This window comes from Pseudomonas sp. Root562 (assembly GCF_001427125.1).
In the GTDB taxonomy this organism is placed as follows: Bacteria; Pseudomonadota; Gammaproteobacteria; order Pseudomonadales; family Pseudomonadaceae; genus Aquipseudomonas.
In genome coordinates this window covers 16,186-41,515 of sequence record NZ_LMGK01000010.1, presented here as the reverse complement: position 1 = coordinate 41,515, position 25,330 = coordinate 16,186, and the positions used below count along the sequence as shown (strand labels likewise).

Genomic DNA, 25,330 nt, shown 5'->3' with positions numbered 1-25,330 from the left:
AATCAGTGGCTATGGCCGTGGCTGTGGTCATGCGCGTGGTCGTGGGGCTGAGCATTGAGGTACTGCTGCAGCGTCGCGTGTTTCAAGTGTTCAACCTCGAACAGGCTGTCCAGGTGCTCGCGGGAATTGACCAGGCCCTTGGCGCGCAGGGTGCCGGACTGGTCGATCAGCGCGGCGTATGGCAGCTTGCCGATCTGATAGGTCATGCCCACTTCCGGACCGACCACGTAGGTGGCGTCTTCCAGTTTGTGCTCGCGGATCAGTGCTTGCTGGGCGTCCATGTCGCCGTCGCTGACGAACACCACGTCGAGGGTGCCGGCCTTTTCCCTGGCGATGGATTTGATCGCCGGCAGCAAGGATTTGCAGATCGGGCAGGTCGGCGAGAGGAAGAACAGCAGTTGTGATTTTTCCCCGGCGTAGCCGAAGTTCACCGGGCGACCCTTACGGTCGGCGGCGGTGATTTGCGGTGCGGCTTCGTTGACGGCCACGCCTTTGTCGACCATCAGCGCGCCGGCCGGGGCGAGACGACCATGCAGCACACCGATCTGACGGACCAGGCCCATGACGACAAACGCCACGGCCACCAGCAACACCCAGAGCAGAACGTTGGAAACTATCAAGCCTTCCATTTTGATTACCTACCAATCAATTTGAGCAGAAGAGGGGAGTTCGCCAGCAGGCCATCGGCCGCGGCGTAGATGAGCAGCGCGACAGCGGCGGCGGCCACGGTCACGAAGCCATCGAACACAGTCATGTCGCGCACCACCGGCGCCACGCTGGCCAGCAGCGCCAGCGCCACCAGCACGCTGTTGCGCAGCAGCAGGACCGGACGCAACGGTTGCGCCTGGTCTGGCCCGGCACAACCGCAGTCGATGTCGCGGCGGCCGCGCCACAGGTTGATGCCGATAGCGGCGGCGTACAGCGCCAGCAGGCTGGCCGCACTGAACGCCGCCCAGCCCCGGCTGAACGGGACCAGCAGCGCGAAAGCGATGGCCAGTTCCAGCAGCGGAATCAACCGTGCGCTCGGGCGTACCAGCGCCGCTGGCAGCAATTGATAGTCCGCCAGCTGCTTGGCGAAGCGCGCCGGTGCCCGCAGCTTGTGGGTCGCTGCACTGGCCAGCAGCGCCGAAATGGCGAGTGCGCTGGCAATGATGAAGATCGGATCTGATTGCATGGCCGAACCTCGTTCAGTAGCTCATGATCTGAGTCGCGGTCTTCGCGACTTTTGCCATGCTGCCGGTGTGCTTGTTGGTCTTGAGATCGAAAATCTGCAAGCCACCTTCAACGTCGGTGCCCAGCAATAGCGGCTTGTCGTCACCGGTTGCCTGCATGCTCCACACCGGTGCCGGGGCTTCCAGGGTGGCGATTTTCTTCAGGGTCTTGAGGTCATAGGCCCAGATGAAAGTGCTCGGGTCTTCCCACTTCATCGGTTCGTGAGCGTCGTGCATCAGCACGTACAAGCGGTTCAGTTTCGGCGCGACGGCCATCAGCTGCCAGCCACCCGGTGCCCAGCCGGCTTTCTTTTCCTCGTCGGTGGTCAGCGACCAGCTCGGCAGTATTTTTGGCGTGTCACCGGAGAAGTCCACGGCGCGCACGGTGCCAGTCGTGGTGGTGAAGTAGTAGGTGTCACCGACGTTGACCGCACGCTCCACCAGTTTCTCGGCATTCGGATCGAAGAATGGCGTGCGGTTGCGCGCTGTTTCCTGGCCCTGGTCGTTGATCGTCACCACTTGCAGGCTGCCGTCGCCGCACAGTGAGGCGAAGCGGCGCTTGCCGACCGGGTAGTTGAGCACGCAGCCAGGGATTGCGATTTCGGTCGCGACGGCCTTGGTCTGGGTGTCGACCACCGTCACCGAGGTCGACGGGGTGAAGTTGTAGACGTAGACAAAACGGTCATCGCCGCTGGTCTTCAGGCCGTAGCGCTGGGTCAGCGACTCGGCGCGCTTGTTCGGAATCAGCACTTCCCAGGCCGGCGACAGGGTCGAGCTGTCCCAAGCGGTCAACACGTCGGTGCGGGTGCCACGGGTGCCACGGGAGTACCAGATGTCGGCGCTGTAGATCAGCTTGCCGTCATGGCTCAGGGTCGAAGGCGCGGCGAATCCGGTTGGCACCATGCCCAGCACGCGTTTCTGATCCGGGTCGACCACGGTGACACGGCCGGCGACAAAGCTTTCGAACTCGACATCGACGACAAACGCGCGGTGCGGTTCAGCGGGGAACGCCAAGGTGGTCTGGCCGATGCCGGTGTCGGCGGGCAGGTCCGCACGGGCACTGTTCAAACCGAGTACAAGCAGGCTCAGGCCTAGCGCTGACTGTACGGAGATCCTGTTTGTTCGCATAAGGGGAACTTCCTGAATTGTTGGTAACGCGGATCGCGGGTGAGTGGGCAGATTCTGACAACTCAATAGTGCCTCGCCCGCCAACCCCGGGAATTGCCCTGCCTGCCAAGTGTTTGTGTATCTGTGCCAGTGTCGGGAAATCACTGCCACAGCCTGAAACCGCAGGGGCTGGAGGCGGATCGTTCCCACGCTCTGCGTGGGAACGCCTCAAAGGACGCTCTGCGTTCGCTCTTTGGGACGCGGAGCGTCCCTGGCTGCGTTCCCACGCGGAGCGTGGGAACGATCAACAAACCCCCGGGAATTGCCCTGCCTGCCAAGTGTTTGTGTATCTGTGCCAGTGTCACAGTGGCGAGGGCGCTTGCTCCCTCTGGGCTGTGAAGCAGCCGCCAAACTGGTGCAGGTGATGGAAGGTTTTACGATTGCTGCGCAATCGAACGGGAGCGAGCTCCCTCGCCACAGGATTTATGATCGTTCCCATGCTCTGCGTGGGAACGATCAACAAACCCCGGGAATTGCCCTGCCTGCCAAGTGTTTGTGTATCTGTGCCTGTGTCACTGTGGCGAGGGAGCTTGCTCCCGCTGGGCTGCGAAGCAGCCCCCGAAAGGGTGCAGACGATGGAAGGTTTTACGATTGCTGCGCAATCGAACGGGAGCGAGCTCCCTCGCCACAGGATTTATGATCGTTCCCACGCGGAGCGTGGGAACGATCAANGAGCGAGCTCCCTCGCCACAGGATTTATGATCGTTCCCACGCGGAGCGTGGGAACGATCAACAAACCCCGGGAATTGCCCTGCCTGCCAAGTGTTTGTGTATCTGTGCCTGTGTCACAGTGGCGAGGGCGCTTGCTCCCTCTGGGCTGCGAAGCAGCCGCCAAACTGGTGCAGGCGATGGAAGGTTTTACGATTGCTGCGCAATCGAACGGGAGCGAGCTCCCTCGCCACAGGATTTATGATCGTTCCCACGCGGAGCGTGGGAACGATCAANACGATGGAAGGTTTTACGATTGCTGCGCAATCGAACGGGAGCGAGCTCCCTCGCCACAGGATTTATGATCGTTCCCACGCGGAGCGTGGGAACGATCAACAAACCCCGGGAATTGCCCTGCCTGCCAAGTGTTTGTGAATCTGTGTCTGTGTCACTGTGGCGAGGGAGCTTGCTCCCGCTGGGCTGCGAAGCAGCCCCCGAATGGGTGCAGGCGATGGAAAGTTTTACGATTGCTGCGCAATCGAACGGGAGCGAGCTCCCTCGCCACAGGATTTATGATCGTTCCCAGGCGGAGCGTGGGAACGATCATGTGGCGAGGGGGAGGGAGAAGGTAAACACGGCGCCGCAGGGTTCCAGGTTCTGCGCCCAGATATCGCCACGATGACGACCGATGATGTTCTTGCACAGCGCCAGGCCGATGCCGTTGCCGCTGACCTTGGACGAGAAAAAGCCATCGAACAGCTTCTCCTGCGCCTGGGCCTGGATGCCGCGTCCACAGTCCTCGATACGCACCAGCGCCACGCCGTTGTCGCTACTGGCATGGATGCGCAACAACCGCCGTTCGATGGGTAGATCGGCCATTTCTTCAATGGCGTTGAAGGCCAGGTTGAGGATCACCTGGCCGATCAGCACTTTTTCGCAGCTCACCCGCAGCGGCTCGGGGGAGGTCACGACGTCGACCCGGACCAGACTCGGATCGGCGCGCAAACTGATGAAGTAGCGGGTTTCGCGCAGCAGCTCATTGAGGTCGACCAGCTCTTCGGACTGCTCAAGCTTGACCACGTAATCGCGCACGCTCTTGATGATCACAGAGGCGTGCTCGATCTGCCGCACGGCATTCTGCAAACCCCAGGCAACGCCCTCGTCGGTGTCGCCCGTATTGCCCAGGCGAATCACTGTGCCTTCAATGAAATTGCGGGTCGCCGCCAGCGGTTGGCTCAATTCGTGGGCGATGGCCACGGCCATTTCACCCATGGCGTTGTAACGCGCCAGGTATTCGAGTTTCTGTTCGCTGACCCGCCGCGCCTCTTCGGCTTGCACCTGCTCGGTGACATCGCGGAACAGCAGCAGATGGCCGACCAGGTCGTCCTCGATCTCGATGTAGCGGCAGGTTGCGTCATGCCAGCGCCACTCGCCGTCACGCCGCTGAACTTTGTAATGCACGCTGAACGGCGCGTGTTCCGGCGTTTCGTTGGCGAGTTGTTGCAACAGTCGCTGACGTGAAGCGTCGTCGCACCAGGCCAGAAAGTTCTTGCTCATCAGTTGGCGCACTTCGCTGGCGAGCAAGTGTGCGCCGGAGTCGCTGATGAAACGGATATCGCCCTGCGGGCCGAGCACCGCCACACCTTCGGCCAAGTCCTGCATGAACGCCTTGAGTCGACTTTCAAAGCGCTTGAGGTCGCGTTTGACCTTGTCTTCTTTGGAGATATCGCGGAACTGAACCATCAATACATCGCGGCCATCCAGGTGCACCAGCGTCGCGACGGCCTCGGACAGAATCTCCACCCCTTGCTTGGAGCGATAGCACCACTCGATGGCGCGTTGACCGGTGCGCGCAGCGCCTTCGAGCCAACGCAAACCTACCGAGCGCCGGTATTTCGGCGCGTCGCGGGTCATGTCCGGGGCTTTGAGGGGCGTCAGCTCCTCCAGGGTAAAGCCCAGCGCCGCCAGGGCAGCGGCGTTGGCCCAGAGGATTTCCTTGGTGTGCGCATCGTGAAGAATGATGCACAGCGGCATGGCTTCGATCAGCGCATGGAAGTCGTTCGGTTTTGGCAAATACATCGCAAAGCCCTTGGCGGCAAAGGTTCCGACGGTGGAGCCGGAAGTATGGCGTTTTATACCCGCTCGCGCATGGGGATGCGCTCAGAGGTAAGGGGTGTCGGCCTAGGGGTTTTCTTTAGTCCGGGGGCTGCACGCACCAATAGTTGCGCCGCAGTGCGGTTTTTACACTGGACCGCAATGCAAGGGGCTCCACGCCGACCTCTGTAGGAGCAAGGCTTGCCCGCGATAGCGTTCTCAAGTGTGCCATCGCGGGCAAGCCTTGCTCCTACAGAAAGCGGTGCGGTGCAGCCCTACTAACAATAATCAAAACGGAGAATGCCCATGCTGCGTTCAGCGGTTGCGCAACAAGACGCATCAATCGGCGTTGACGAGAATGTCGTCGACAGCCAGGCCTTTGCGCGGGTGCTGGATGAAGTGCGCCAGCGTCGCGAAGAATTCGATGCGGTCTCTCATGTGCCACGGGACATGATCGAGCGTTTCAAGCAAGTGGGCATCTACCGTGCCGCCACGCCGAAATGCTTCGGCGGCGATGCCCTGGCACCAGCCCTGTTCCTGCAAATGATCGAGCGTATCTCCGAAGCCGACGGCTCCGCTGGCTGGGTGGCCAGTTTTGGCAGCGCCGGCGTGTATTTGGCGGCGTTGCCGAAGCAAACCCTGGCTGAACTCTACGCCGACAGCCCTGACCTGGTGTTCGCCGGCGGCCTGTTTCCATTGCAACCGGCCGAAGCAGTAGAGGGTGGTTACCAGGTCAATGGCACCTGGAAGTTCGCCAGCGGCTGCAAAGGCGCGGATCTGCTCGGTGTCGGCATCGGCGCGGCGGGCGGCAAGCCACGCACCGCGGTGTTCCGCCCGGAACAAGTAGAGATCGTTGAAAACTGGGACGTGGTCGGCCTCAAAGGCACCGGCAGCCATGACCTGCGTGTGAGCGACAAGCGCGTCGACGAGCGCTGGACCTTCATCCGTGGCGGTGCTGCGACCATCGACGAACCGTTGTTCCGCTACCCGTCGATTGCCTACGCCGCGCAAGTGCTGGCGGTGGTCAACCTTGGCCTGGCCCGCGCTGCCCTCGATGAGATCAGCCGCATGGCGGGCGGCAGTGGTATCACCGGCGCACCGAAACTGTCAGACCGCGCTTACGTGCGCATCGAGATCGCCAAGGCCGAGGCCAAGCTCAGTGCTGCGCGCGGTTTCTTCTACAGCGCCACCGAACAGGTATGGAACTCGATTCTCGCTGGCAACCCGGTCACGCCGGAGCAGACCAGCCTGTTGCGATTGTCCGCGATTCACGTGTCCCAGGCCGGTGCCGAAGTGGTGCAAAGCGCCTACAGCCTGGCCGGGACCACCGCCATTTACCTGCGCCACCCGTTGCAACGCTACCTGCGCGATTCGATGGTGGTGACCCAGCACGCCTTCCTCAGCGAAGGGCTGTACGACGGCGCCGGCTCGGTGTTCCTCGGCGTGCCGCCGTTCCCGGGCTACGTCTGAATTTCATTACTTTTTCAAAGGATCAAGAGCATGTCCCAAGCTACCCAGGAACCGTTGCGCGTCGTCTTCTGCATCGGCATCACCCAGAACTTTTTCGACTTGCCCACCGGCGAAGGCCTGAGCGTGTGGAAAGGCTTCAGCCAGATGATGGGCGATCTCGGTGCGATGCCCGGCATCACCGTACTCGGCGCCATGGATGACGACCGCTTGATGGTCGGCCCGTCCACCACATCGCCGTGGACCGTGTACATCATGGCCGACGTCGACTGCCACCAATCGGTGATCGACGCCTGCAACCTGTTCCGCACCACGCCAGTCGGCCAGTACAGCCTGTGGCGCTACGCCAAGATCGAAGCGCGCATCGGTCGCCCGTTGACCATTCCCGATGCAGCCAAGGTGTAAGCCATGAACGAGGCCGTGCTGCAGCGTCTGGCGACGCTCGAAGGGGAAAGCGCAGTGCGCCGCCTGATGGCGCGCTACATGGACCTGTGCGATGTGCCGCGGGCGCCGACCTCTGTCAGCGAGCTGGCCCGGTTGTTCACGGTCGATGCGATCTGGGAAGGCGTTGGCAGTGTGACCGCGCAGACCTTTGGCCAGCATCGGGGGCGTGAAACGGTGGCCGCATTTGTCGGTGGTTACCTGCCGCCTTCGGATCATTTCCGGCTGAATCTGCACTACCTCACCAGCGAATCGATCGTGGTCGACGGTGAGGGGGCGCAAGGGCAATGGATCATGCAGCAGATTTCCACCTACGCCGATGGCCGCAACGAATTGTTCGGCACCCGACTGAACATCGATTTCAGTTGTGTCGACGGCGTCTGGCTGATCGCGCATTTCCGCACGCAACGGCTGTTCAACAAGGAGCTGAATGCATGAGTACTTTCATCAGCGAATTCCTCCTCGGCGGCAGCGGCAAACGCGTGGCCATCAAGGACTCCATCGACATCGCCGGCCACCCGACCCGCTCGGGCAGCCGCGCGTTTGCCGATGCACCGGCGGCTAGCAAAAACGCCGAAGTGGTTGACGCGATCCTCAGCGCCGGCTGGCAGATCGTCGGCAAGACCAACCTGCATGAACTGGCGTTTGGCGTCACCGGGATCAACGACTGGACCGGCACACCGATCAACCCGCAAGCAGCGGATCGCGTGCCGGGCGGCTCGTCCAGCGGTTCGGCATCTGCCGTCGCCGCTGGCCTGGCAGACATCGCCATCGGCACCGACACCGGGGGTTCGGTGCGGGTCCCGGCGGCGTGCTGCGGGGTGGCCGGATTGAAGCCGACTTACGGCCGGGTCAGCCGTGTCGGCGCCCATCCGCTGGAATCCAGCCTCGATTGTGTCGGGCCGTTTGCCAGAACCATGGACGACTTGATCGCAGCGATGCAGGTGATCTGCCCGGGCTTTGCCATTCAAGGCTTGCCGGGTGATGGCGCCAAGGTCGGCTTCCTTGAAGTGGCTTGCGACGCGCACCTGCAAGCGACCCTCGGTGCCGCCGCCGACCGCGCTGGCTGGCACCGCAGCAACGTGCATTTAAGCGAGTTTGAAGCGGCGTTCGCCGCCGGCCTGACGGTGATCAATGTCGAGAACTGGGCGGCTTTCGGTCACCTGACCGGCAAGGGTCTGATCGGCGCCGATGTCGAAACCCGTCTGTTGGCCGCGAGCCGCACCACCCGCGAAGCACTGGCCCAGGCCGAAGCCGTGCGCACGCGTTTCACGCAACAGGTGGATGCGGCGCTGGAAGACTTTGCCGTGTTACTGCTGCCGACACTGCCGACCCTGCCGCCAACCCTCAGCGAAGCCCGCGCCGGCAGTAAAGCCGTGGCCGGCATGACCCCGCTGGTCCGCCCCTTCAATCTCAGCGGCCATCCGGCGCTGACAGTGCCGGTGGAACTCGATGGCGGCGGGCTGAAAGTCGGCCTGCAGATTATCGGCCGTAAAGGCCAGGACGAGCTGGTCTGCGCCTTTGGTGCGCAGCTCCAAGCCTCTACCCATCAATCATAAAAAGAAGCCATGAGGAGAACCGCATGAGCACTCATGAATATCAGCTGATCGCGACGTCGAAAAGCCCCGAAGAGCTGGTCCAGCACGACCGTGTCGACGTCTCGCTGTACAACGATCCGGCGCTGTTCGAAGCCGAGCTGGAAAAGATTTTCTACCGCACCTGGGTGTGGGTTGCCCACGAAAGCGAAGTGCGCAACAGCGGCGACTTCAAGACCGCTACCATCGGCCGTCGCCCGGTGATCGTGGTGCGCGACAAGAAGAACAACATCAATGTCCTGGAAAACCGTTGCCGGCACCGTGGCGCCACGGTGTGCGAGAAGCACAAGGGCAACGCCACCGGTTTCACTTGCCCCTACCACAGTTGGTCCTATGGCCTGGACGGCAAGCTGCGAGCGCTACCGTATCCGGATGGCTACGAAGGCATCCTGGAAAAATCCGAATTGCCGCTGACCAGCCTGCGCGTCGAAAGCTACGCCGGCATGGTGTTCGCCAGCTACAACGACGAGATCGAACCGCTGGAAGACTTCCTCGGCGGCGCCAAACACTGGATGGACCTGTTCATGAAGCAGGGCGCCGGCTACCCGATCAAGACCCAGGGCGAACACAAGTTCAGTTTCAAGGGCAACTGGAAGATCCAGCTGGAAAACACCACCGACGGCTATCACTTCCCGATCGTGCACAAGTCGTTCATGTCGTCGGTGGATGAAGAAACCTCGGAAATGCTTTCGTTCATGACCGACGAACAAGCCGTGACTCACTCGCTGGGCAACGGCCACAGCGTCATGGTGATGGTGCCGGAGCACGTCGATCTCGATCACGACGACGGCACCGAACAGTTGCAGGAACGCTTCGCCCACGTCACCGAAGAACTGTCGAAAACCCTGCCGGCCGATCAGGTGCGGCGCATCGTGCGCTCGCTGCACGGCGCCGGCTTCAACCTGAACCTGTTCCCCAACGTGGCGATGTCGATGTCGTTCTTCCGGGTGCTGCGCCCGGTGTCGGTCACTGAAACCGAGATCCGCCACGTGGCCCTGGGCATGGACGGCGGCCCGGAAATCGCCAACCGCGAACGCATGCGCATTCACGAACACTTCCAGGGCCCGTTCGGTTTCGGCAGCCCTGACGACGCCGAAGCCTGGGACCGCGTGCAGCGCGGTTCGTACGCGGGTGTCGACGCGCCGATCCTGGTCAACCGCGGCCTGAACCGCGAAATCACTGCCGAAAACGGCGACAAGGTCAGCCACGCCACCGACGAGGGCGGCATGCGCGGTGCCTACGACATGTGGAAAAGGATGATGAGCCAATGAGCAATCACGACACCCTGAACGGTTTTTCCGGCCCGTTGGCCCAGGCCATCGAATTCATCTGGCGCGAAGCCGAACTGCTCGACCACAAGCACTACGCCGAATGGGCGACCTTGTGGAGCGAAAGCGGCAAGTACATCGTGCCGATCGATCCGGACACCGAAGACTTTGAAGCGACCCTCAACTATGCCTACGACGATGCGCGCATGCGTGACTTGCGTATCGAACGCCTGACCGCCGGCTACTCGCCGTCGGCGGTGGACGCGGCGAAAACCATTCGCACGGTGTCGCGTTTCCGCCTGGTGGAAGCGGCCGGTGACATCGTCGAAGTGAATTCCGCGCAATTGCTGTACGCCTACAAGCGCGGCGTGCACACACCGTTCGTGGCCGACCTGAACCACCGCATTCGTTTCACCGATGGTGTGCCGAGCCTGGAGCGCAAAGTGGTGCGCCTGATCAACTCCACCGACAGCCTGAGCGCGCTCGGCTTCCTTTTGTGAGGGCACCATCATGAGTCGAGTAGCCCTCGTAACGGGTGCCTCGCGCGGACTGGGCGAGTGCATCGCCCGTCGTCTGCATGCGGCGGGTTATCGCGTCGGACTGGCTGATTTGCAAATGGACGGCGTGCAACGCTTGGCTTTGGAACTCGATAGCAGTGGTGCGACTGCCATGGCTATCGAACTGGACGTGCGCAACAAGGCAGATTTTCAGCGTGCCCGCGACACGCTCACCGAGCGCTGGGGCGGCACTGACATTCTGGTGAACAACGCCGGGGTGTCGAAAGTCGCGGCCCTGATGGACATCACGCCGCAAGAGTTCGACGAGTCGATGGCGATCAACCTGCGGGGCACCTTCGTGGCCTGCCAGGTGTTCGGCGCGCACTTCGCCGAGCGTGGCTTCGGGCGCATCGTCAACATCGCGTCCCTGGCCGGGCAGAACGGCGGCACCGCCACCGGCGCCCACTATGCGGCGGCCAAGGGCGGCGTGGCGACCCTGACCAAGGTCTTCGCCCGTGAACTGGCGCCGCAAGGCGTGACGGTCAATAGCATCTCGCCGGGTCCGCTGGACTTGCCGGTGGTCCGCGAAACCGTGGCTCCAGAGCGTCTGGAACAGATCCTCAAGATCATCCCGGCCGGCACCCTCGGTGATCCGACGTTCATCGCCGACAGCGTGTTGCTGCTGATCGCCGACAACGCCACTTCCGTGACGGGCGCATGCCTGGACGTCAATGGCGGACTGTTCATGCGCTGATTGTTGCCATGACTCGATCCATTGTGGCGAGCGAGCTTGCTCGCGCTGGGCTGCGAAGCGGCCCCAAGCATTTTGCGACTGCTGCGCAGTCGAGCGCGAGCAAGCTCGCTCCCACAGGTCAGTTTCTGGCTACAGATCCGTGCACGACCCAAGACATAACCAAACAACGTAAATTCAGGTGATGCAATGATGAAGGTGAAGATCGAAAGGATCGTCGACGAAGCGCTGGATATCCGTTCCTTTCGCCTCGTGCGCAGTGACGGCCAGCCGCTCGACACCTATGAGCCGGGTGCCCATGTCGATTTGACCGGGCCGACCGGTGTGACCCGCCAGTATTCGCTGTGCAGTCCGCCACAGGACCGTCGTGCCTATCTGGTGGCGGTAAAAAAAGAAGCGCAATCGCGCGGTGGCTCGCTGGCCTTGCACGAGCAAGTGGAAGAGGGCATGGAGCTGGAAATGGGCGCGCCGCGCAACCTGTTCCGACTCGATGCAAGTGCCAGCGAACATGTGTTGTTCGCCGCCGGTATCGGCGTGACGCCGCTGCTGAGCATGGCCTATAAACTCGCGGAGAGCGGTCAGCCGTATCGCTTGCATTACTTCGCGCGTTCGGCGCAGTACGCAGCGTTTACCGAACTGTTGGCCACGCAATTCGCCGATCACGTGGAATTTCACTACGGCATCGAGCCTGCGCAGCTGGATGACGCCTTGAGCGCGTGCCTGGAGCGTGCCAGCCCGGCAGCCCACGTCTACACCTGCGGCCCTGCACCGTTCATGAACAAAGTGGTTGAAGTCGCTGCGCGCAGCCGCGCCGACGATGCCATCCACCTGGAACACTTCGCCGCGGACCCGGCAGCCAACAGCGCCCCGGCCGGCACGTTCGAAGTGGAACTGGCCAGCTCCGGCGTGGTGCTGCAAGTCCCGGCCGACACCAGCCTGGTCGACGTGCTGCAAGCCCACGGTTGCGACATCGACACCGAGTGCCGTGAAGGCATTTGCGGCACCTGCATCGTCGAGGTGCTGGACGGCGTGCCGGAGCACCGCGACAACTGCCTGTCGAACAAGGAAAAGGCCTCCAACAAGCAGATTTGCGCTTGTGTTTCCCGAGCGCTCTCCGCTCGTCTGGTATTGGACATCTAAGCGCTTTCTTCACTGGAAAGCGTGCGCCGGAGCCTGTTGAATGGCGCCTGGCGGCCATCGAGGGAGGCGATGGTGCAAGACGCAACAGGTTTACCGAACCGCTCGACGAAGCGGTCGGCAATAACAACAAAAACACGTGAGGCTTTGCGGACATGACTACAGCATCGACGGTGCGCAACGAGGCGTTCGAAAGTTGGTTGAGCCAGGTGAACCAGGCCTGTGGGCGTTTCGATGCCCGGGCGCTGGACACCGACTTCTACGGCGAACTGGCGGAATTTCGCAGCGGTGCAATCAACCTCAGTGTGGTCGACATGGCGCACGTGCATTTGTACCGCACCAGCAAGGATGTCAGCTCCAGCAGCGACGGCCACTATTACGCAGTGTTCCAGATGCGCGGCAGTTCACGGCTGGAACAGGGCGACAACCGCGCCCAACTGGGCTGTGGCGACATCGCCCTGATCGACGCCAGTCGCCCGAGTGACATGATCTACAACGATGATTGCCGACAGCTGTCATTGATTCTGCCGCGCCAGGTGTTCGAGCGTGGGTCGCATTTCAACGCAGTCAACTGCGCCACCCGCATCGCCGCCAGCAGCCCTCTGGCGTCGATGGCCAACAAACTCGTTCTGGAAACCCGGCAGCAGGAAGGCCTGGACATGCAGGAAAGCGAAGCCGTGCTCGATGCGCTGGCCAGCCTGTTGCTGCCGGGCATCAGCGTCCAGGACAGCGGCGGCGACGCCCATGAGCGGCAATTTCGCAAGATCATCGCCTTCATCGACCAGCACATCCGCGACGAAGAACTCTGCCCCGAACTGATCGCCCGTGAGGTCGGCGTTTCGGTGCGAGGCCTGTACCGGATGTTCTCCAAGCGCGGTCTGGTGGTGGCGCAATACATCAAGCACCGTCGCCTGGACTTCTGCGCGGAGAACCTGCGCCGCGCCGACGTCGAGCTGAAGCTCTCGGCGTTGTGTTATGCGTGGGGGTTTTCGGATTCGAGCTACTTCTCGTCAGCCTTCAAATCGCGCTTTGGCGTATCGCCGGGGGCTTATCGCAAGCGGTATAGCCAGCATTGACACCGCGTTATCGTTCATCGCCAGCAGGCTGGCTCCCACAGGTTGATCTCGGTTGTACCCAGAATTTGTGTTCACTGCAGATCCCCTGTGGGAGCCAGCCTGCTGGCGATGGCGGCCTCGTGACCGCCACAAATCCCTCAATGCCGCACCGGCTCGTCAACCGGCAGATGCAGCACTTCGCGCACCAGCATGGCGATGCTGGTCACGCCCATCTTTTCCTTGATCTTGGTGCGATGCACGTCGACGGTTTTCACGCTGATGTTCAGCTCCCGGGCGATGACCTTGCTGGCCTTGCCATCGATCACCAGCATCAGCACTTCCCGTTCACGGCTGGTCAATAACGCCAGTTTGCCTTGCAGGTTCTGCCGCTGTTGCTGATCGGCCTGGGCGTGCACCGCAGTCTTGAGCGCGGCCTGGATGCGGTCGATCATCTGCTGCGGGTTGTAGGGCTTCTCGACGAAGTCCAGGGCACCGTTCTTCATCGCCGTAACCGACATCGGAATGTCGCCATGGGCCGAAACGAAGATGGTCGGCAGGGTGCTGCCGCGCTGGTTGAGGATCTCCTGCAGCTGGAAACCACTGGTCTCCGGCATGCGCACGTCCAGCACCAGGCAGGCGGGCTGCCGTGGGTCGTACTGGCTGAGGAACTCTTCGGCGCCGGCAAAGCACTGGGCCTGCACGCTGACGGACTCCAGCAGCCACGCCAGTGAAGTACGCAGGTCCTTGTCGTCGTCAACGATGTAAACAATCGGTTTGCGGGTTTCCATCAGGGGCTGCCACGAAAATTCTAATTGTTGTTTTCGCACGCGAACGCGCGGCACGCATCGGCTCATCTTTTTGGAGCCTGTCAGCAGGATACCCACTGTCGCCGGCCCTTGCGATAAAGAAACCACCTAGTCGACTAGCGGAAACCCAACCTCACCATGGGGATCGTCAGAATGGTTGCCTCGCGGCTACCGCCTTAGTCTTGTTCCATCACCTACGGGCCGCAAATGGCGGTCCTCCTGAAGGAAGGGGCATCGACATGGCCGACCTGAGCCAGCAGCAAATCGACTTTCGCAACGCCATGGCGCAGCTGCCTGCTGCGGTGAACATCATCACCACCAACGGCCCCGGCGGACGCTGCGGCATCACTGCCAGTGCCGTATGTTCGGTGACCGATTCACCACCGACCGTGCTGGTTTGCGTCAACCGCAACAGCGCTACCCACGACGTGTTCCGCACCAACGGCCATCTGTGCGTCAACGTGCTGTGCGGCGAGCAGGAAGAGCTGGCCCGCCATTTCGCCGGCATGACCAAGGTGCCGATGGAAGAACGCTTTGCCTGGGACCTGTGGGATGACGGCGCCGCCGATGTGCCGGTACTGCGCGATGCCCTGGTGCAGCTGCAAGGGCGCATCAGCGAGTGCAAGGAAGTGGGCTCGCATTCGGTGATGTTCGTGGAGCTGACGAAGGTCGGCGTGCGCGAGCCGCGCGATAGCCTGGTGTATTTCAACCGCTTGTTTCATCGCGTTGAGCATGCCAGCGCGGCGTGAACAAGACCGCGTTAACGTTCATTGCGGGCAAGTCGCTCCTTCATCCTGGAGCAGGCTTGCCCGCGATGGCGATGTAACGGACGTCGTCAATGTCAGATCCTGAAACTTCCCACCAATTGATTGAGTCGCCCAGCCTGCTGCTCCAGTTCGGTACAGGCACGCAACGTCGCCTGCAGGTTCTCCACCCCTTGCTGATTCAATGTGTTGATCCGTGTGATATCGACATTCAGCGCTTCGACCACCGCCGTCTGTTCTTCGGTGGCGGCGGCGACGGACTGGTTGACGTTGTCGATCTCGCCGATCCGTTGGGTCACGCTGCCCAGACGCGTGCCGGCGAGGTTGGCGATGGTGACGCTTTCTTCGCTGTGTTGCTGGCTTTCGGTCATGGTGGTGACCGAGTCGCGGGCGCCCACTTGCAGTTCTTCAATCATTTGCTGGATCTCCAGCGCCGAGGCCTGGGTGCGTCCGGCGAGGCTGCGCACTTCATCGGCGACCACCGCAAAACCACGGCCCGCTTCACCAGCCCGTGCCGCTTCAATCGCGGCGTTGAGTGCCAGCAGGTTGGTCTGCTGGGAAATGCCCTTGATCACTTCAAGGATCTGCCCGATGTTCACGGTCTTGTCGTTGAGCACCTCGATGTTGGCGCACGAGGCCCTGATCTTGCCCGACAATTCATTCATCACCTCGATCGTGCGTTGCACCACCTGGCGCCCATCCTCTGCTTGTTGCCGTGCGGCGCAAGATTGATGCGAGGCATCGGAGGCGTTGTGCGCGATCTCTTGTGCAGCGGCGCCCAATTGATTGATCGCCGCGGCCACACTGCTGGTGCGGCTGGATTGGTCATCGAAATTGCTCAGCGATGAATGGGAAGCTTCCAGCACTCGCTGCGCCCCTTGATTGACACCCAGGGCTGCGGCCGACACCTCACGCATCGACTGATGAATACGCTCCACGAAGCGGTTGAACGCCGCTGCCAACTGGCCGATTTCATCCCGCGATTGCACTTGCAGACGTCGCGTCAGGTCACCTTCGCCGAGGGAAATGTCTTCCATGACCCGTGTCAACAATTGCAACGGCCGGGTGATGCGCTGGGCGGTGTACCAGATCAGCAGCAGGCCGAGCAGTGCAGAACCGCCGCCGAGCAGCAGTTCCAGCGCAGTGCTTTGCACACCCTGGGCTGCGAGTTGCTTTTGCAGGGTGGCCACGGGAGCCAGCAATACGTCTTGCGGCACGCCCACCAAAACACCCCATGGCGCGGCGCCGGCAATGGGTGGCAACGGTTCGAGCACCTTGATCTGTTGCGCGTCGACAAACACGTTTGGCTGGCCCTGACGCAAGGCGTCCATTACCTCGGCATTGTCCATCGGATGGCCGAGGCGGCTGACATCCTGGCTGTTGGCGGAGATCACGCCGCGGGGGCTGACGATGCTGATCTGACCATGGCCGTCGAACAGTGCCTGGGCGCTGGCTTCACTGTTGTTTTGCAGCGCGGCGAGGTTGATGTCGAGGCCGACCACCGCGATCACTTTGCCGTTTTCCAGCAGCGGGAAAGCGACGCTGGTCACCAGTTTGCGACTGCCGGAGGCTTCGTCGAAGTACGGTTCCAGTACGCATGCCTGACGCGTGTCACGGGCGCAGGTGTAGAAGGCGTTGTAGGGCGCGCCGCTCGGCCCCGGCTCGGTGTTGGCCAGCAGGCCTTCGTCGCCGATCACCGCCTGCAGTTCGCCGGGTTTGCTTTGTACCCAGTACAACGAAAAACGTCCGGTTTCGTTGCTGCCCAACGCTGCCTGGTTGGCGAAGCCGGCGTCGGCGCCGTCCAGCGCGTCGGCTTCAAAAATGACGTAAAGCCCGAGCAGGTCGGGCTTGTCGATCAGGGCCTGATGAAGCTGAGTGCTCAGCTCCTGGCGTAGTTGTCTGGCGTTCAGTTGCCCCTGATGCTGGAGTTGCCTGAGGTACAGCAAATACCGCGACAAGCCCTGGCCAAATTCGTGGGTTTGCATGAAGGTGCGTTGCACTTGCATGGCCTGGACTTTGCCCAGCGCCTGCATGTGCTCCTTGGCCGCGTCGGCGAGCATTTCACCGCTGGCCTCGGCCACTTGCTGGCTGCTTTTGTGTGTCTGGTAGAGCGATAACCCCATCAGCAAACCCACCACCAACAACAGGCAGAGGCCAGCGAGCAGGGCGATCTTGCTCTGGATCGTGAGAAATCTTTTGTGCATGGGAAATACCTTTTTCCGTGAAGCGAACCCGATCCCCTGTAGGAGCGAGCCTGTCGAATCGTCGCACCGTCGCGATGGACGTAAACGATGACGCTGGCTGCCTGAATGACCGCGTTGTCCTGACGTTTTTCGCGAGCAGGCTCGCTCCTACAGGGGTTAGCTGGAATTAAAACGTTGTGGCAAAGATCAGCTGGCTGTAGAGGTTTTTGTCGTTGTTGCCCAACTGCGTGCCACCCTGGTCGGCGCTCTTGTCCGGCTGGAACAGACCTACCAGCGGCATTACCGTAAGGTGGTCGTTAAGGTGCCATTCGGCGTACAGGTCGATTTCGTGGCCATCGGTGTTACCCAGATCGCGGTCGATCGTGTCGAAGTTGAAGTACATCGCGCCCACCGTCAGGTTCTCCAGCGGCGAGACGGTGAACTTGAGTTGCTGGATGCGTGAGTTGGTGTTGAACGGACCGGCATAGTTGCCCGCCACTTCACCCTGGAACCAGGTGCCGAAGCCGCGGCTGAAACCGTAGAACAGCGTGTCGTAGCCTTCCGAGAAACGGCTGTAACGGTAGCCGGCATAGGGCGTCCATGGCGCTTCGGAAAAGGTCCAGCCGGCCTCCAGGTACCAGGCGTCCTCGGTGGCGGTGTGCGGTTTGTCCTGCTTGGCGTATTCGCCGGACAGGAACAGATCCTTGACCCCCGCGTTGCCGGTTGCGCGCAGGCTGTAGGTCTTCATGCCATCGCGTTCGAGTTGCACCGGGGAAGCGTACTGTTCGTCGATGTCGATGGTGTCGATGTAGGTCAAGCCAACCGTGCCAGCTTCAGACACGTGCTCCAGGGTGCCGACGTACATTTCAGTCATGGCCTGGGCACGGTTGTTGGATTTCAGCCACATCAGGTCACCGCGCCAGCCGTCCTTGCCACCGATGCGCAACACCGCGGTTTCGTCGAAGGCCTTGCGCGCAGCCAGCCAATAGGCGCCGCCACGGTTGAATTCACCATCGGCCAGGCCTTTGCCGAGGTTCAGGGCGTCGCCGTTGATCAGGAAACCGTCACCGACGACGATGTTCTGACGACCGAACGACAAGTCGATGCCGTCGGCGCCCAGCACCGCAAACAGCTCAGCCGAACGCCAGCCGAGATAGGCATCTTCGAACCTGGTGGTGCGTTCCGAGCCGTCACTGAAACCGGCAGCATCGCCGTCGCCCCAGGTGCCGGAGCTGAGCATGTTCGCCGCACCATAAGCGGTACCGACACCGGCCAGGCCCTGGTCGAAACTCAGGCCGTACTTGATGTAACCCTCGCGCCACGACGAAGAACCTTCGTCGAGACGACCTGACAGGGCGTAGTTTTCCTGACTGTGGAAAACGCCGAATACCGCTTCCAGCGTGGCGTTCAGGTGACTGTCGTCATCGGCGTAGAGTTCGTAGGCTCCGGCCTGGCCGGCGCTGATCATCAGCGCGAGCGTGGAGAGTCGAAGCAAGGGGGACTTGAGCATGGTGTGGCATCCGTTCTTGTTCTTGAGCGCAGGGTTGCGGTCTGCCCGGATACTAAGTCGCGACTTTTTTCGAGCCTTTTGCCTGTTTGCCAATTAGTTGGTCGTGCGTGCCAGATTGAGCGGTTTGGCAGAACCGCCAACACGACTGGCACGCAGGGCAAAACCTCTGTGCCGGCGACCGCCGACAATCCCTCACAACCTGCCGGAGCACCGTTGCCCCGGCGCCTTCAGTGTTGGCGCTCGTCTGTTGGCGGGCGCGTGGATTTTCAAGGGCGTTTTCTTATGTTCACCTCCCTGCGTTTGCCCCTCATCGGTTTGCTCTCATTGACCCTGGTCCAGGCCGCGCTGGCTGCCGATTGCGCACCGGTGCAGAGCCGCGGCGCCGAGGTGTTTGCCAATGAATGCGGGGTTTGCCATGCCGTGAGCAAAGGCGCGACCGGCATGATGGGGCCGAACCTGGCGGGCGTGGTGGGGCGCAAATCCGGCTCACTGGAAGGCTTCAACTATTCGCAGGCCATGCGCAACAAGAACATCGACTGGCAAGCCGAGAACATCGAGCAACTCATCACCCAACCCCAGGCTTATGTGCCTGGCACCTATATGCCCTACATGGGCATGGCCTCGGCGGATGATCGTCAAGCGGTCGTGTGCTACCTCAAAGAACAACATTAATCAGGCCGGATCTGCGCCTGAACAATTCGTCTCAACGAAAGGTGATTTATGAGCAACGTTGCAATCCTGCCGCAGGTAGCTGCATTTCTCGACCGCCGTCATGGCTGCTTTATCGACGGGCAATGGGTGTTTGCCGAAGGCGACAGCATCGCCGTGGTCAATCCGGCCACCGGGCAGACGTTGTGCGAAACCCTCGATGCGCCGCTGGAAATCGTCGAGCGTGCCGTGCAGTCGTCGCACCAGGTGTTCAAGTCCGGTGTGTGGTCGAGTCTGCGTCCGGCCGACCGTGAACGCATCCTGCTGAACTTCACCCGCCTGGTGGAGGAGCACGCCGAAGAGCTGGCGCAACTGGAAACCCTGAGCCAGGGCAAATCGATCAACATGGCCCGCGCGCTGGATCTGAACGCCACCGTGGAGTTCATGCGCTACATGTCTGGTTGGGCAACCAAGATCGAAGGCCAGACCTTCGACGTGTCGATTCCGCTGCCACCGGGTGCCAGATTCACCGCGTTCACCAAGCGTGAGCCGGTGGGCGTTGTGGTTGGCATCGTGCCGTGGAATTTCCCGCTGTTGATCGCTGCCTGGAAACTGATGCCGGCGCTGGCCACCGGTTGCACCGTCATTATCAAACCGGCGATGGAAACGCCGTTGACCGCCATGCGCCTGGCGGAATTGGCCCTCGAAGCCGGGATTCCCGCGGGCGTGTTCAACGTCGTCACCGGTGGTGGTGCCTCGGTGGGTGGCGTGCTGACCTCCCATCCGCTGGTGAGCAAAGTGTCGTTCACCGGTTCCACCGCCGTGGGCAAGAGCGTCGGTGTGGCGTGCATGGAAAACATGACGCGCTTCTCCCTGGAGCTGGGCGGTAAAAACCCGATGATCGTGCTTGCCGATGCCGACATCGAAAAAGCCGTGCAGGGCGCGATTCTCGGCGGCCTGCTGAACAACGGCCAGGTGTGTGCGGCGGCTTCGCGCTTCTACGTGCATCGCTCGATTCACGACAAATTCGTGGAAGCGCTGGCGGCGGCAGTATCGGCCATGCCGATTGGCGACGGCATGAACTGCGACGCGGCCATCAACCCGCTGGTATCGCGCAAGCAGCAACAGAGCGTGCTCAAGCACATCGAACTGGCGCGGCAGGAAGGCGCTCGGGTAGTGACCGGTGGCGAGCTGCTGGAGGGCGACGGCTTTTTCGTGCAGCCGACTATTTTGGCCGACATCAACCACAGCATGGCCGTGGCTCGCGAAGAAGTATTCGGCCCGGTGCTGGGCGTGATGCCCTTCGACGATGAAGACGCCGTCATCGCGCTGGCCAACGACAACCGTTACGGCCTGGCCGCCAGCCTGTGGACCAATGACCTGGGCAAAGCCATGAACCTGGTGCCACGCATCGAAGCCGGTACGGTGTGGGTCAACGCCCATGTGTTGCTCGACCCGGCGATGCCATTCGGTGGGGTCAAACAGTCGGGCATGGGCCGTGAGTTCGGTCGTGCGGTGATCGAGGCCTACACCGAGCTTAAATCGGTGTGCATCGCCCATTGATGCAAAAAACCGCCTGTGGCGTGACGGTAATCACGCCGCCGGCGGTTTCGCCAATTCAATCCCGGCGGCGCCCAGCCGCTTGAGAATCTCGAACAGCAACTCGCTCTTGATCGCGGTAACCATCCGCGGGCTGCTGACATAACCGGTGACGGTCAACGTAATGCCCTCAGGCTTGAGCTGACTGAAGCGCACCACCGGCGCCGGTTTCTCCAGAATGGCTTCGTGCTGGTTGTAGGTGTCATACAGCAGGTTGCGTACCTGTTCCGGGTCAATGTCCAGCGGGAACATCAGTTCGAGGGTCGCCACCCCTTGAGCGCTGCCACCCAGGGTGACGTTACGCAGGTTTTGCGAGATCAACTGCGAGTTCGGCACGATCACGATCGAGCGGTCGGCCAGCTGTATTTCGGTGGCCCGCACGTTGATGCGGCGGATGTCGCCCTCGACACCGCTGATGCTGATCAGATCACCGACCTTCACCGGGCGCTCGGTCAGCAGGATGATGCCCGAGACGAAATTCTTGACGATCTCCTGCAAGCCGAAGCCAATGCCCACCGACAAGGCGCTGACAATCCAGGCCAGATTGGTCCATTTGACCCCCAGCGACGACAACATCAGCAAAATCACCAATGCGTAGCCGATGTTGGAGAACAAGGTACTGAGCGAGGCACACATGCCGGGGTCCATTTCGGTTTTCGGCAGGAACTCGTTGTCCAGCCAGCGCCGCAGCGAACGGATCAGGTAAATGCCGATGATCAGCGCAAGCAGGGCTTGCAAGAGGTTGGCAGGGACGATGTTCAGTTTGCGCAAGCCGTCGCCGCCGAGGATCGCCAGAATGTTGGTGGCCAGTTGGCCGAGCGTCGACCCGACCCCGCCCACCACCAGCGTGATCAACGCCAGCAGCAGGAGCGTGGCGCGACCGGCACCGGACAGGATGATGGAAATCTGTTCCAGGCGCGTATCGCCAATGCCCAGTAATTGCTTGATCGCTTTTCCCGTGGAGTATCGGGGGGAAAACAGGTACTCGCAGCCGTCCTTCACCAACTGGATCAGCAAGTAGAAGCCAGCGAAAATGATAAAAAACCAGACCAGTTCGTAAGTGATGAAACGTGCCAGCGAGATGTAGCCGATCAGCAAGGCCAGTAAGGAAATCACGATTGCGATGCTGGCAAAGGCATAGATCAAACCCGCCAGAGTGCGACCGGCTTCGGGGGCGGTGCCAGCCATGACCATGGCCCGGCGCGTTTTGCTGACTCGCAGCAGCAGCGAACCGATCAATAACGAAATGACCAGCGCAACAAAGCCCCTGACAGAAATCACCACCTGCGAGCTCATGCCGGTGGCATTGGTGATCTGCGCCAGCGACACCAGCACCAGCAGCGCACCGGCCAACCGCAAGGGAAAGGGTTTGATCACCAGTGCGAGCGGGTCGGCAAAAGCCGGCAGCCGCCACGAAGGGTGTTCGGTGGACAGCAGCGCGCGGCTCAGGCCAGTGATCAGCACGCAGGTATAGATGATTTTTTCAAAGTCCTGGGAAAACCCGCTGAGTTGTGGCGTCAGGGGCAGCTCTCGGGTGACGGTAAAAAACAGCAACTGCAGGGCAATCCAGGCAGAGAGGATCGTGGCGATTACCGAGGCCAACGCCAGCGAGCTTCGTCGCAGGCGACCTTCTGGCATTCGATGAATGCACAACCAGGTCAGCCCGCGTTCGGCGACCCTACGACCGGAGATCCAGAAAACCAGGGCCAGGGCGAGCAGCAGGCAGGTCAACAGGCGCTCGCCCGGCTGCCAGGTGGCGCCAAGCGTGGCGCGGATCTGCTGGATGAACGCGCTGAACTTTTGCCGATCTTCCGCTGGCGGATTGAGCAATGTCGACCAGAACCAGGGGTTGAGCACGCTGCGGGTCTGCTGGGTCACCTCGGTTTCCAGCAAGCTGCGGCGGATGGCGGCGATCTGAGTCAACAGTTCGGCGGCGCTGGCTTTTAAGGTTTCCAGGGTTTTCAGACGAGCGTCGACCTGATTTTTCTGCTCGGTGAGGGCGGCTCTCTGACTGGCGATTTCGGATTTCTCGAGCCCGGCACCGGGCAGGGGCGTCGGCCCCAACACCCCCAGTTGCGCCTGCAATTGGGCCTGTTCGGGCATTAACAGCGCCGTGAGCCGATCAATCTCGCGGATAAGGGCCTGAAGTAGATCCTGAGGAGCTTCCAGCTGACTGTAATTGCTGGCCAGGGATACCTGCTGTTTGAGGTTGCCGAGTTGGACCATCAATGCGTCCAGATCACTTTCAGAGACGCTGGCGAGCGCAGGTGTTGAAGTGGCAACAGGAGGCGCGAGCGGTTGCGCCGCCGACAGCATCCCGACGTTCGACCCGAACAATAAAGCGATGAGAATCACGAAGCTCACAGCATGGCGCATCGGCGTGCTCGACTGGTTGTGTTACTCAGCCTATGAGGTTAGGTCATGAGCCACGATATCGAGGCTTTTTTGCTCGAAGACACCTCTGGAACGCAGCGGATGGTTCAGGTGTAGGCCAGCAATCGGCCGCAGAGAATCACGCTGACCCAAAGAACGATGGAAAACAGTGCCTGCAGTTTGGCCACGCCCGGCGCAGGGTTGACGGTATTCCACGCCGTGACGGAACGGTACACGCCGACATGGAACAGCACGGCGTTGAGCCCCGCCGTGGCGATCAGGCACAGCTTGAGGATGAAAATATCATTGGAGGCGAAGTCGTGAGGGTGGGCGGAAAACATCATCAAACCAGCCGGTACGATCAACAGCAGGGCCGCCACGGACCATGGCAGCAGATGGCGGGCGAGAGCGGTCACCTGAATGTTGCGCGATACGCCGAGCACCCGCAGGTCGAACATCACCACCGAACCGACCAGTATTGCGAAGCCGAGGATGTGCACCACCTCCACCAGCGGATACAGCCACAGGTCACCGCGCATGGCTGAGCCGAGCGACGAATCATTCAGCCAGTCCATCCAGCCCTGGTTGCTTTCCATCAGCGCAACTCGGTGGTTTTGTCGCCGATCGTGATGCGTTCTGCGCGCAATTCATCGGGCTTGTTGCGGTTTTGATAACCGACGACCGTTGCCTGATTCCCCTCCGCCAGCATTTCTTTCGTCAGGCCGCGGTTTTCCATGCGCGAGGGCGGCGCAAGCACCACGTTCCAGGTCTTGTCTGCGGTTTTCAGGTTCACGAAGCCGTGGGGGTGTGAGTAACCGGACGCTTCAATGGTGCCGCTCACTTGCAGGGGTTTGCTGGAGTCGTATTCGCTCCAGCCGTGATGGGCAAATGCCGCAGTGGCCACCAACAGCAAAGACGCGCCAAAGCCCTTGAGCATGATGTGCATGACAGGGTTCTCCTGTTGAAGATCGTTTTGCGAAGCTGCTTTTCAGGATAGATGGCCTGTTTCGGTGGCTGGAATACCCCGACCAATAGAATGTTTCAGGCTGTGACGCAGGGCTCGCCAGGCTCGGCAGGCCTTCGACGGAACCATGTTCTACGCTTATCCGCAGATACCACCCATAACAACAATGCTAAAGGGAGAGACACCATGTCCGCTTTGTTTCGTCGCGTCGGTCACCGCCTGGCTATGGGCCTTGTGGCTGCAGCGCTCACAACGCCCGCACTGGCGCTGGATACCGTCAAGTTCATGGCCCCTGGTTCGGTAGGCGGCGGCTATGACCAGACGGCCCGAGTGCTGGGCAAGGCCCTGATCGAGGCCAACGCTGCCAAATCCGTCACCTTTGAGAACAAGGGTGGCGCGGGCGGTACGCTGGGGTTGGCGCAGTTTGCCAACAGCACCAAAGGCGACCCGAATGCGTTGCTGGTGGTCGGGGCGATCATGGTCGCGGGTATCGAACAGAACAAACCGCAGATCACCTTGAAGGACGTCACGCCGATTGCCCGGCTGTTTACCGAATACAACGTGATCGCCGTGCGCAAGGAATCGCCTTACAAGACCCTGGATGACCTGATCAAGGACTTCAAGGCCAAGCCTTCCAGCGTGACCTGGGGTGGCGGCTCAAAAGGCTCCATCGACCACATCGGCATTGCCGAACTGGCCGGCAAACTGGATGTTCCGGTCAATAAAGTGAATTACATCGCCACTGGCGGCGGCGGTGAAATCGTCGCCCAGACCCTGGGCGGCCAAATCAAGGTGCTGACCGGGGGCTATGCCGAATTGGGTCAGTACATCAAGAATGGCCAGATCCGCGTGCTCGCCATCGGTGCGCCCGAGCGTGTTCCGGAGATCGATGCGCCCACCCTCAAGGAAAGTGGCTACGACGTGGTCATCGGTAACTGGCGCGGTGTCTACGGCGCGGCGAACCTCACGCCCGAACAGCGTAAAGAGGTTACCGACGCGGTGCTGGCCGCCAGCAAAAGCAAAATCTGGCAAGACAATATTCGCACCAATGCCTGGACCGAGAGCGTCCTGACCGGTGATGACTTCGGCAAATTCGTCGACGAAGAGCACGTTCGGTTGCGTGCGATGCTGGTCAAGGTCGGGCTGCTCTGA

General features: G+C 61.2%; 22 protein-coding genes and 2 pseudogenes. 13 read left to right on the top strand and 11 right to left on the bottom strand.

The features are described from left to right. Positions 1–2: 2 nt before the first annotated feature. The 4 genes from mauD to ASD60_RS09540 form a co-directional block, all read right to left on the bottom strand. Positions 3–629: a methylamine dehydrogenase accessory protein MauD gene (gene mauD, locus ASD60_RS09555; protein ID WP_056853766.1), complete on the bottom strand. Its 627-nt coding sequence runs from the start codon at positions 627–629 to the stop codon at positions 3–5. A 5-nt stretch (positions 630–634) separates the two neighbouring features. Continuing rightward, positions 635–1,174, bottom strand: coding sequence for a MauE/DoxX family redox-associated membrane protein (locus ASD60_RS09550; RefSeq protein ID WP_056853765.1), 540 nt, complete (start codon positions 1,172–1,174; stop codon positions 635–637). A 13-nt stretch (positions 1,175–1,187) separates the two neighbouring features. Beyond that, positions 1,188–2,339: an amine dehydrogenase large subunit gene (locus ASD60_RS09545; RefSeq protein WP_056853764.1), complete on the bottom strand. Its 1,152-nt coding sequence runs from the start codon at positions 2,337–2,339 to the stop codon at positions 1,188–1,190. 1,290 nt (positions 2,340–3,629) lie between these two features. Next, positions 3,630–5,105 carry a sensor histidine kinase gene (locus ASD60_RS09540; protein ID WP_056853763.1) on the bottom strand — a complete coding sequence of 492 codons (1,476 nt, stop codon included), beginning with the start codon at positions 5,103–5,105 and terminating at the stop codon, positions 3,630–3,632. Between the two features lie 321 nt (positions 5,106–5,426). On the opposite strand from ASD60_RS09540, the gene ASD60_RS09535 reads away from it, so the two are divergent. From ASD60_RS09535 to feaR, 9 genes are all read left to right on the top strand, one after another. Then, a complete protein-coding gene (locus tag ASD60_RS09535; protein WP_056853762.1) occupies positions 5,427–6,590 on the top strand; it encodes an acyl-CoA dehydrogenase family protein in 1,164 nt (387 codons plus the stop codon). 30 nt (positions 6,591–6,620) lie between these two features. Next, the gene (locus tag ASD60_RS09530; RefSeq protein ID WP_046040355.1) at positions 6,621–6,992 is read left to right on the top strand and encodes a hypothetical protein; all 372 of its coding nucleotides are present in this window, start codon (positions 6,621–6,623) and stop codon (positions 6,990–6,992) included. Positions 6,993–6,995: 3 nt separating this feature from the next. After that, entirely contained in the window at positions 6,996–7,466 is a 471-nt protein-coding gene (locus ASD60_RS09525; RefSeq protein WP_056853761.1) for a nuclear transport factor 2 family protein, read from the top strand. Continuing rightward, positions 7,463–8,587, top strand: coding sequence for an amidase (locus ASD60_RS09520; protein WP_056853760.1), 1,125 nt, complete (start codon positions 7,463–7,465; stop codon positions 8,585–8,587). Before ASD60_RS09525 ends, ASD60_RS09520 begins: the two co-directional genes overlap by 4 nt. Positions 8,588–8,610: 23 nt before the next feature. Then, positions 8,611–9,894 carry an aromatic ring-hydroxylating oxygenase subunit alpha gene (locus ASD60_RS09515; RefSeq protein ID WP_056853759.1) on the top strand — a complete coding sequence of 428 codons (1,284 nt, stop codon included), beginning with the start codon at positions 8,611–8,613 and terminating at the stop codon, positions 9,892–9,894. Next, the gene (locus ASD60_RS09510) at positions 9,891–10,391 is read left to right on the top strand and encodes an aromatic-ring-hydroxylating dioxygenase subunit beta (RefSeq protein WP_056853758.1); all 501 of its coding nucleotides are present in this window, start codon (positions 9,891–9,893) and stop codon (positions 10,389–10,391) included. The genes ASD60_RS09515 and ASD60_RS09510 overlap by 4 nt, the downstream gene beginning before the upstream one ends. Before the next feature lie 10 nt (positions 10,392–10,401). Further along, entirely contained in the window at positions 10,402–11,142 is a 741-nt protein-coding gene (locus ASD60_RS09505) for an SDR family NAD(P)-dependent oxidoreductase (protein WP_056853757.1), read from the top strand. 186 nt (positions 11,143–11,328) lie between these two features. Next, positions 11,329–12,279 (top strand): PDR/VanB family oxidoreductase, encoded by a 951-nt coding sequence (locus ASD60_RS09500; RefSeq protein WP_056853756.1) that lies wholly within the window; start codon positions 11,329–11,331, stop codon positions 12,277–12,279. A gap of 152 nt (positions 12,280–12,431) precedes the next feature. Beyond that, positions 12,432–13,352, top strand: coding sequence for a transcriptional regulator FeaR (feaR, locus tag ASD60_RS09495; protein ID WP_056853755.1), 921 nt, complete (start codon positions 12,432–12,434; stop codon positions 13,350–13,352). Positions 13,353–13,489: 137 nt separating this feature from the next. Here the strand turns inward: feaR and ASD60_RS09490 are convergent, their stop codons facing one another. After that, positions 13,490–14,119, bottom strand: a complete 630-nt coding sequence (locus ASD60_RS09490) for a response regulator transcription factor (protein ID WP_007978139.1) — start codon at positions 14,117–14,119, stop codon at positions 13,490–13,492. A gap of 257 nt (positions 14,120–14,376) precedes the next feature. Between ASD60_RS09490 and hpaC the strand changes: the two genes are divergently transcribed. After that, positions 14,377–14,886 carry a 4-hydroxyphenylacetate 3-monooxygenase, reductase component gene (gene hpaC / locus ASD60_RS09485; protein WP_056853754.1) on the top strand — a complete coding sequence of 170 codons (510 nt, stop codon included), beginning with the start codon at positions 14,377–14,379 and terminating at the stop codon, positions 14,884–14,886. 92 nt (positions 14,887–14,978) lie between these two features. Here hpaC and ASD60_RS29840 read toward each other — a convergent pair. The 3 genes and pseudogenes from ASD60_RS29840 to ASD60_RS09475 form a co-directional block, all read right to left on the bottom strand. Continuing rightward, positions 14,979–15,572: pseudogene (locus ASD60_RS29840) on the bottom strand (methyl-accepting chemotaxis protein); the annotation flags it as partial. Positions 15,573–15,833: 261 nt separating this feature from the next. After that, positions 15,834–16,886 (bottom strand): annotated as a pseudogene (locus ASD60_RS29835) (HAMP domain-containing protein); the annotation flags it as partial. A gap of 385 nt (positions 16,887–17,271) precedes the next feature. Continuing rightward, positions 17,272–18,594 (bottom strand): hypothetical protein, encoded by a 1,323-nt coding sequence (locus ASD60_RS09475; RefSeq protein ID WP_056853752.1) that lies wholly within the window; start codon positions 18,592–18,594, stop codon positions 17,272–17,274. A 282-nt stretch (positions 18,595–18,876) separates the two neighbouring features. On the opposite strand from ASD60_RS09475, the gene ASD60_RS09470 reads away from it, so the two are divergent. After that, positions 18,877–19,266 (top strand): c-type cytochrome, encoded by a 390-nt coding sequence (locus tag ASD60_RS09470; RefSeq protein WP_056853751.1) that lies wholly within the window; start codon positions 18,877–18,879, stop codon positions 19,264–19,266. Positions 19,267–19,314: 48 nt separating this feature from the next. Beyond that, on the top strand, positions 19,315–20,805 hold the full coding sequence (locus tag ASD60_RS09465) for an aldehyde dehydrogenase family protein (protein WP_056853750.1): 1,491 nt from the start codon (positions 19,315–19,317) through the stop codon (positions 20,803–20,805). Between the two features lie 30 nt (positions 20,806–20,835). On the opposite strand, the gene ASD60_RS09460 is transcribed toward ASD60_RS09465, so the two are convergent. The 3 genes from ASD60_RS09460 to ASD60_RS09450 all read right to left on the bottom strand — a co-directional run bounded on the left by ASD60_RS09460 (position 20,836) and on the right by ASD60_RS09450 (position 24,160). Beyond that, positions 20,836–23,217 carry a DUF3772 domain-containing protein gene (locus ASD60_RS09460; protein ID WP_056853749.1) on the bottom strand — a complete coding sequence of 794 codons (2,382 nt, stop codon included), beginning with the start codon at positions 23,215–23,217 and terminating at the stop codon, positions 20,836–20,838. 104 nt (positions 23,218–23,321) lie between these two features. Then, positions 23,322–23,810 (bottom strand): DUF6644 family protein, encoded by a 489-nt coding sequence (locus tag ASD60_RS09455; RefSeq protein ID WP_056853748.1) that lies wholly within the window; start codon positions 23,808–23,810, stop codon positions 23,322–23,324. Continuing rightward, positions 23,810–24,160 carry a DUF6152 family protein gene (locus tag ASD60_RS09450; RefSeq protein WP_056853747.1) on the bottom strand — a complete coding sequence of 117 codons (351 nt, stop codon included), beginning with the start codon at positions 24,158–24,160 and terminating at the stop codon, positions 23,810–23,812. The genes ASD60_RS09455 and ASD60_RS09450 overlap by 1 nt, the downstream gene beginning before the upstream one ends. A gap of 204 nt (positions 24,161–24,364) precedes the next feature. Here ASD60_RS09450 and ASD60_RS09445 point away from each other — a divergent pair, with 204 nt between their 5' ends. Beyond that, entirely contained in the window at positions 24,365–25,330 is a 966-nt protein-coding gene (locus tag ASD60_RS09445) for a tripartite tricarboxylate transporter substrate binding protein (protein ID WP_056853746.1), read from the top strand.

What these genes read in the sequence shown, in the direction of transcription:
- mauD (WP_056853766.1), bottom strand. Translation starts at nt 629, where the DNA reads ATGGAAGGCTTGATAGTTTCCAACGTTCTGCTCTGGGTGTTGCTGGTG.
- ASD60_RS09550 (WP_056853765.1), bottom strand. Translation starts at nt 1,174, where the DNA reads ATGCAATCAGATCCGATCTTCATCATTGCCAGCGCACTCGCCATTTCG.
- ASD60_RS09545 (WP_056853764.1), bottom strand. Translation starts at nt 2,339, where the DNA reads ATGCGAACAAACAGGATCTCCGTACAGTCAGCGCTAGGCCTGAGCCTG.
- ASD60_RS09540 (WP_056853763.1), bottom strand. Translation starts at nt 5,105, where the DNA reads ATGTATTTGCCAAAACCGAACGACTTCCATGCGCTGATCGAAGCCATG.
- ASD60_RS09535 (WP_056853762.1), top strand. Translation starts at nt 5,427, where the DNA reads ATGCTGCGTTCAGCGGTTGCGCAACAAGACGCATCAATCGGCGTTGAC.
- ASD60_RS09530 (WP_046040355.1), top strand. Translation starts at nt 6,621, where the DNA reads ATGTCCCAAGCTACCCAGGAACCGTTGCGCGTCGTCTTCTGCATCGGC.
- ASD60_RS09525 (WP_056853761.1), top strand. Translation starts at nt 6,996, where the DNA reads ATGAACGAGGCCGTGCTGCAGCGTCTGGCGACGCTCGAAGGGGAAAGC.
- ASD60_RS09520 (WP_056853760.1), top strand. Translation starts at nt 7,463, where the DNA reads ATGAGTACTTTCATCAGCGAATTCCTCCTCGGCGGCAGCGGCAAACGC.
- ASD60_RS09515 (WP_056853759.1), top strand. Translation starts at nt 8,611, where the DNA reads ATGAGCACTCATGAATATCAGCTGATCGCGACGTCGAAAAGCCCCGAA.
- ASD60_RS09510 (WP_056853758.1), top strand. Translation starts at nt 9,891, where the DNA reads ATGAGCAATCACGACACCCTGAACGGTTTTTCCGGCCCGTTGGCCCAG.
- ASD60_RS09505 (WP_056853757.1), top strand. Translation starts at nt 10,402, where the DNA reads ATGAGTCGAGTAGCCCTCGTAACGGGTGCCTCGCGCGGACTGGGCGAG.
- ASD60_RS09500 (WP_056853756.1), top strand. Translation starts at nt 11,329, where the DNA reads ATGATGAAGGTGAAGATCGAAAGGATCGTCGACGAAGCGCTGGATATC.
- feaR (WP_056853755.1), top strand. Translation starts at nt 12,432, where the DNA reads ATGACTACAGCATCGACGGTGCGCAACGAGGCGTTCGAAAGTTGGTTG.
- ASD60_RS09490 (WP_007978139.1), bottom strand. Translation starts at nt 14,119, where the DNA reads ATGGAAACCCGCAAACCGATTGTTTACATCGTTGACGACGACAAGGAC.
- hpaC (WP_056853754.1), top strand. Translation starts at nt 14,377, where the DNA reads ATGGCCGACCTGAGCCAGCAGCAAATCGACTTTCGCAACGCCATGGCG.
- ASD60_RS09475 (WP_056853752.1), bottom strand. Translation starts at nt 18,594, where the DNA reads ATGCTCAAGTCCCCCTTGCTTCGACTCTCCACGCTCGCGCTGATGATC.
- ASD60_RS09470 (WP_056853751.1), top strand. Translation starts at nt 18,877, where the DNA reads ATGTTCACCTCCCTGCGTTTGCCCCTCATCGGTTTGCTCTCATTGACC.
- ASD60_RS09465 (WP_056853750.1), top strand. Translation starts at nt 19,315, where the DNA reads ATGAGCAACGTTGCAATCCTGCCGCAGGTAGCTGCATTTCTCGACCGC.
- ASD60_RS09460 (WP_056853749.1), bottom strand. Translation starts at nt 23,217, where the DNA reads ATGCGCCATGCTGTGAGCTTCGTGATTCTCATCGCTTTATTGTTCGGG.
- ASD60_RS09455 (WP_056853748.1), bottom strand. Translation starts at nt 23,810, where the DNA reads ATGGAAAGCAACCAGGGCTGGATGGACTGGCTGAATGATTCGTCGCTC.
- ASD60_RS09450 (WP_056853747.1), bottom strand. Translation starts at nt 24,160, where the DNA reads ATGCACATCATGCTCAAGGGCTTTGGCGCGTCTTTGCTGTTGGTGGCC.
- ASD60_RS09445 (WP_056853746.1), top strand. Translation starts at nt 24,365, where the DNA reads ATGTCCGCTTTGTTTCGTCGCGTCGGTCACCGCCTGGCTATGGGCCTT.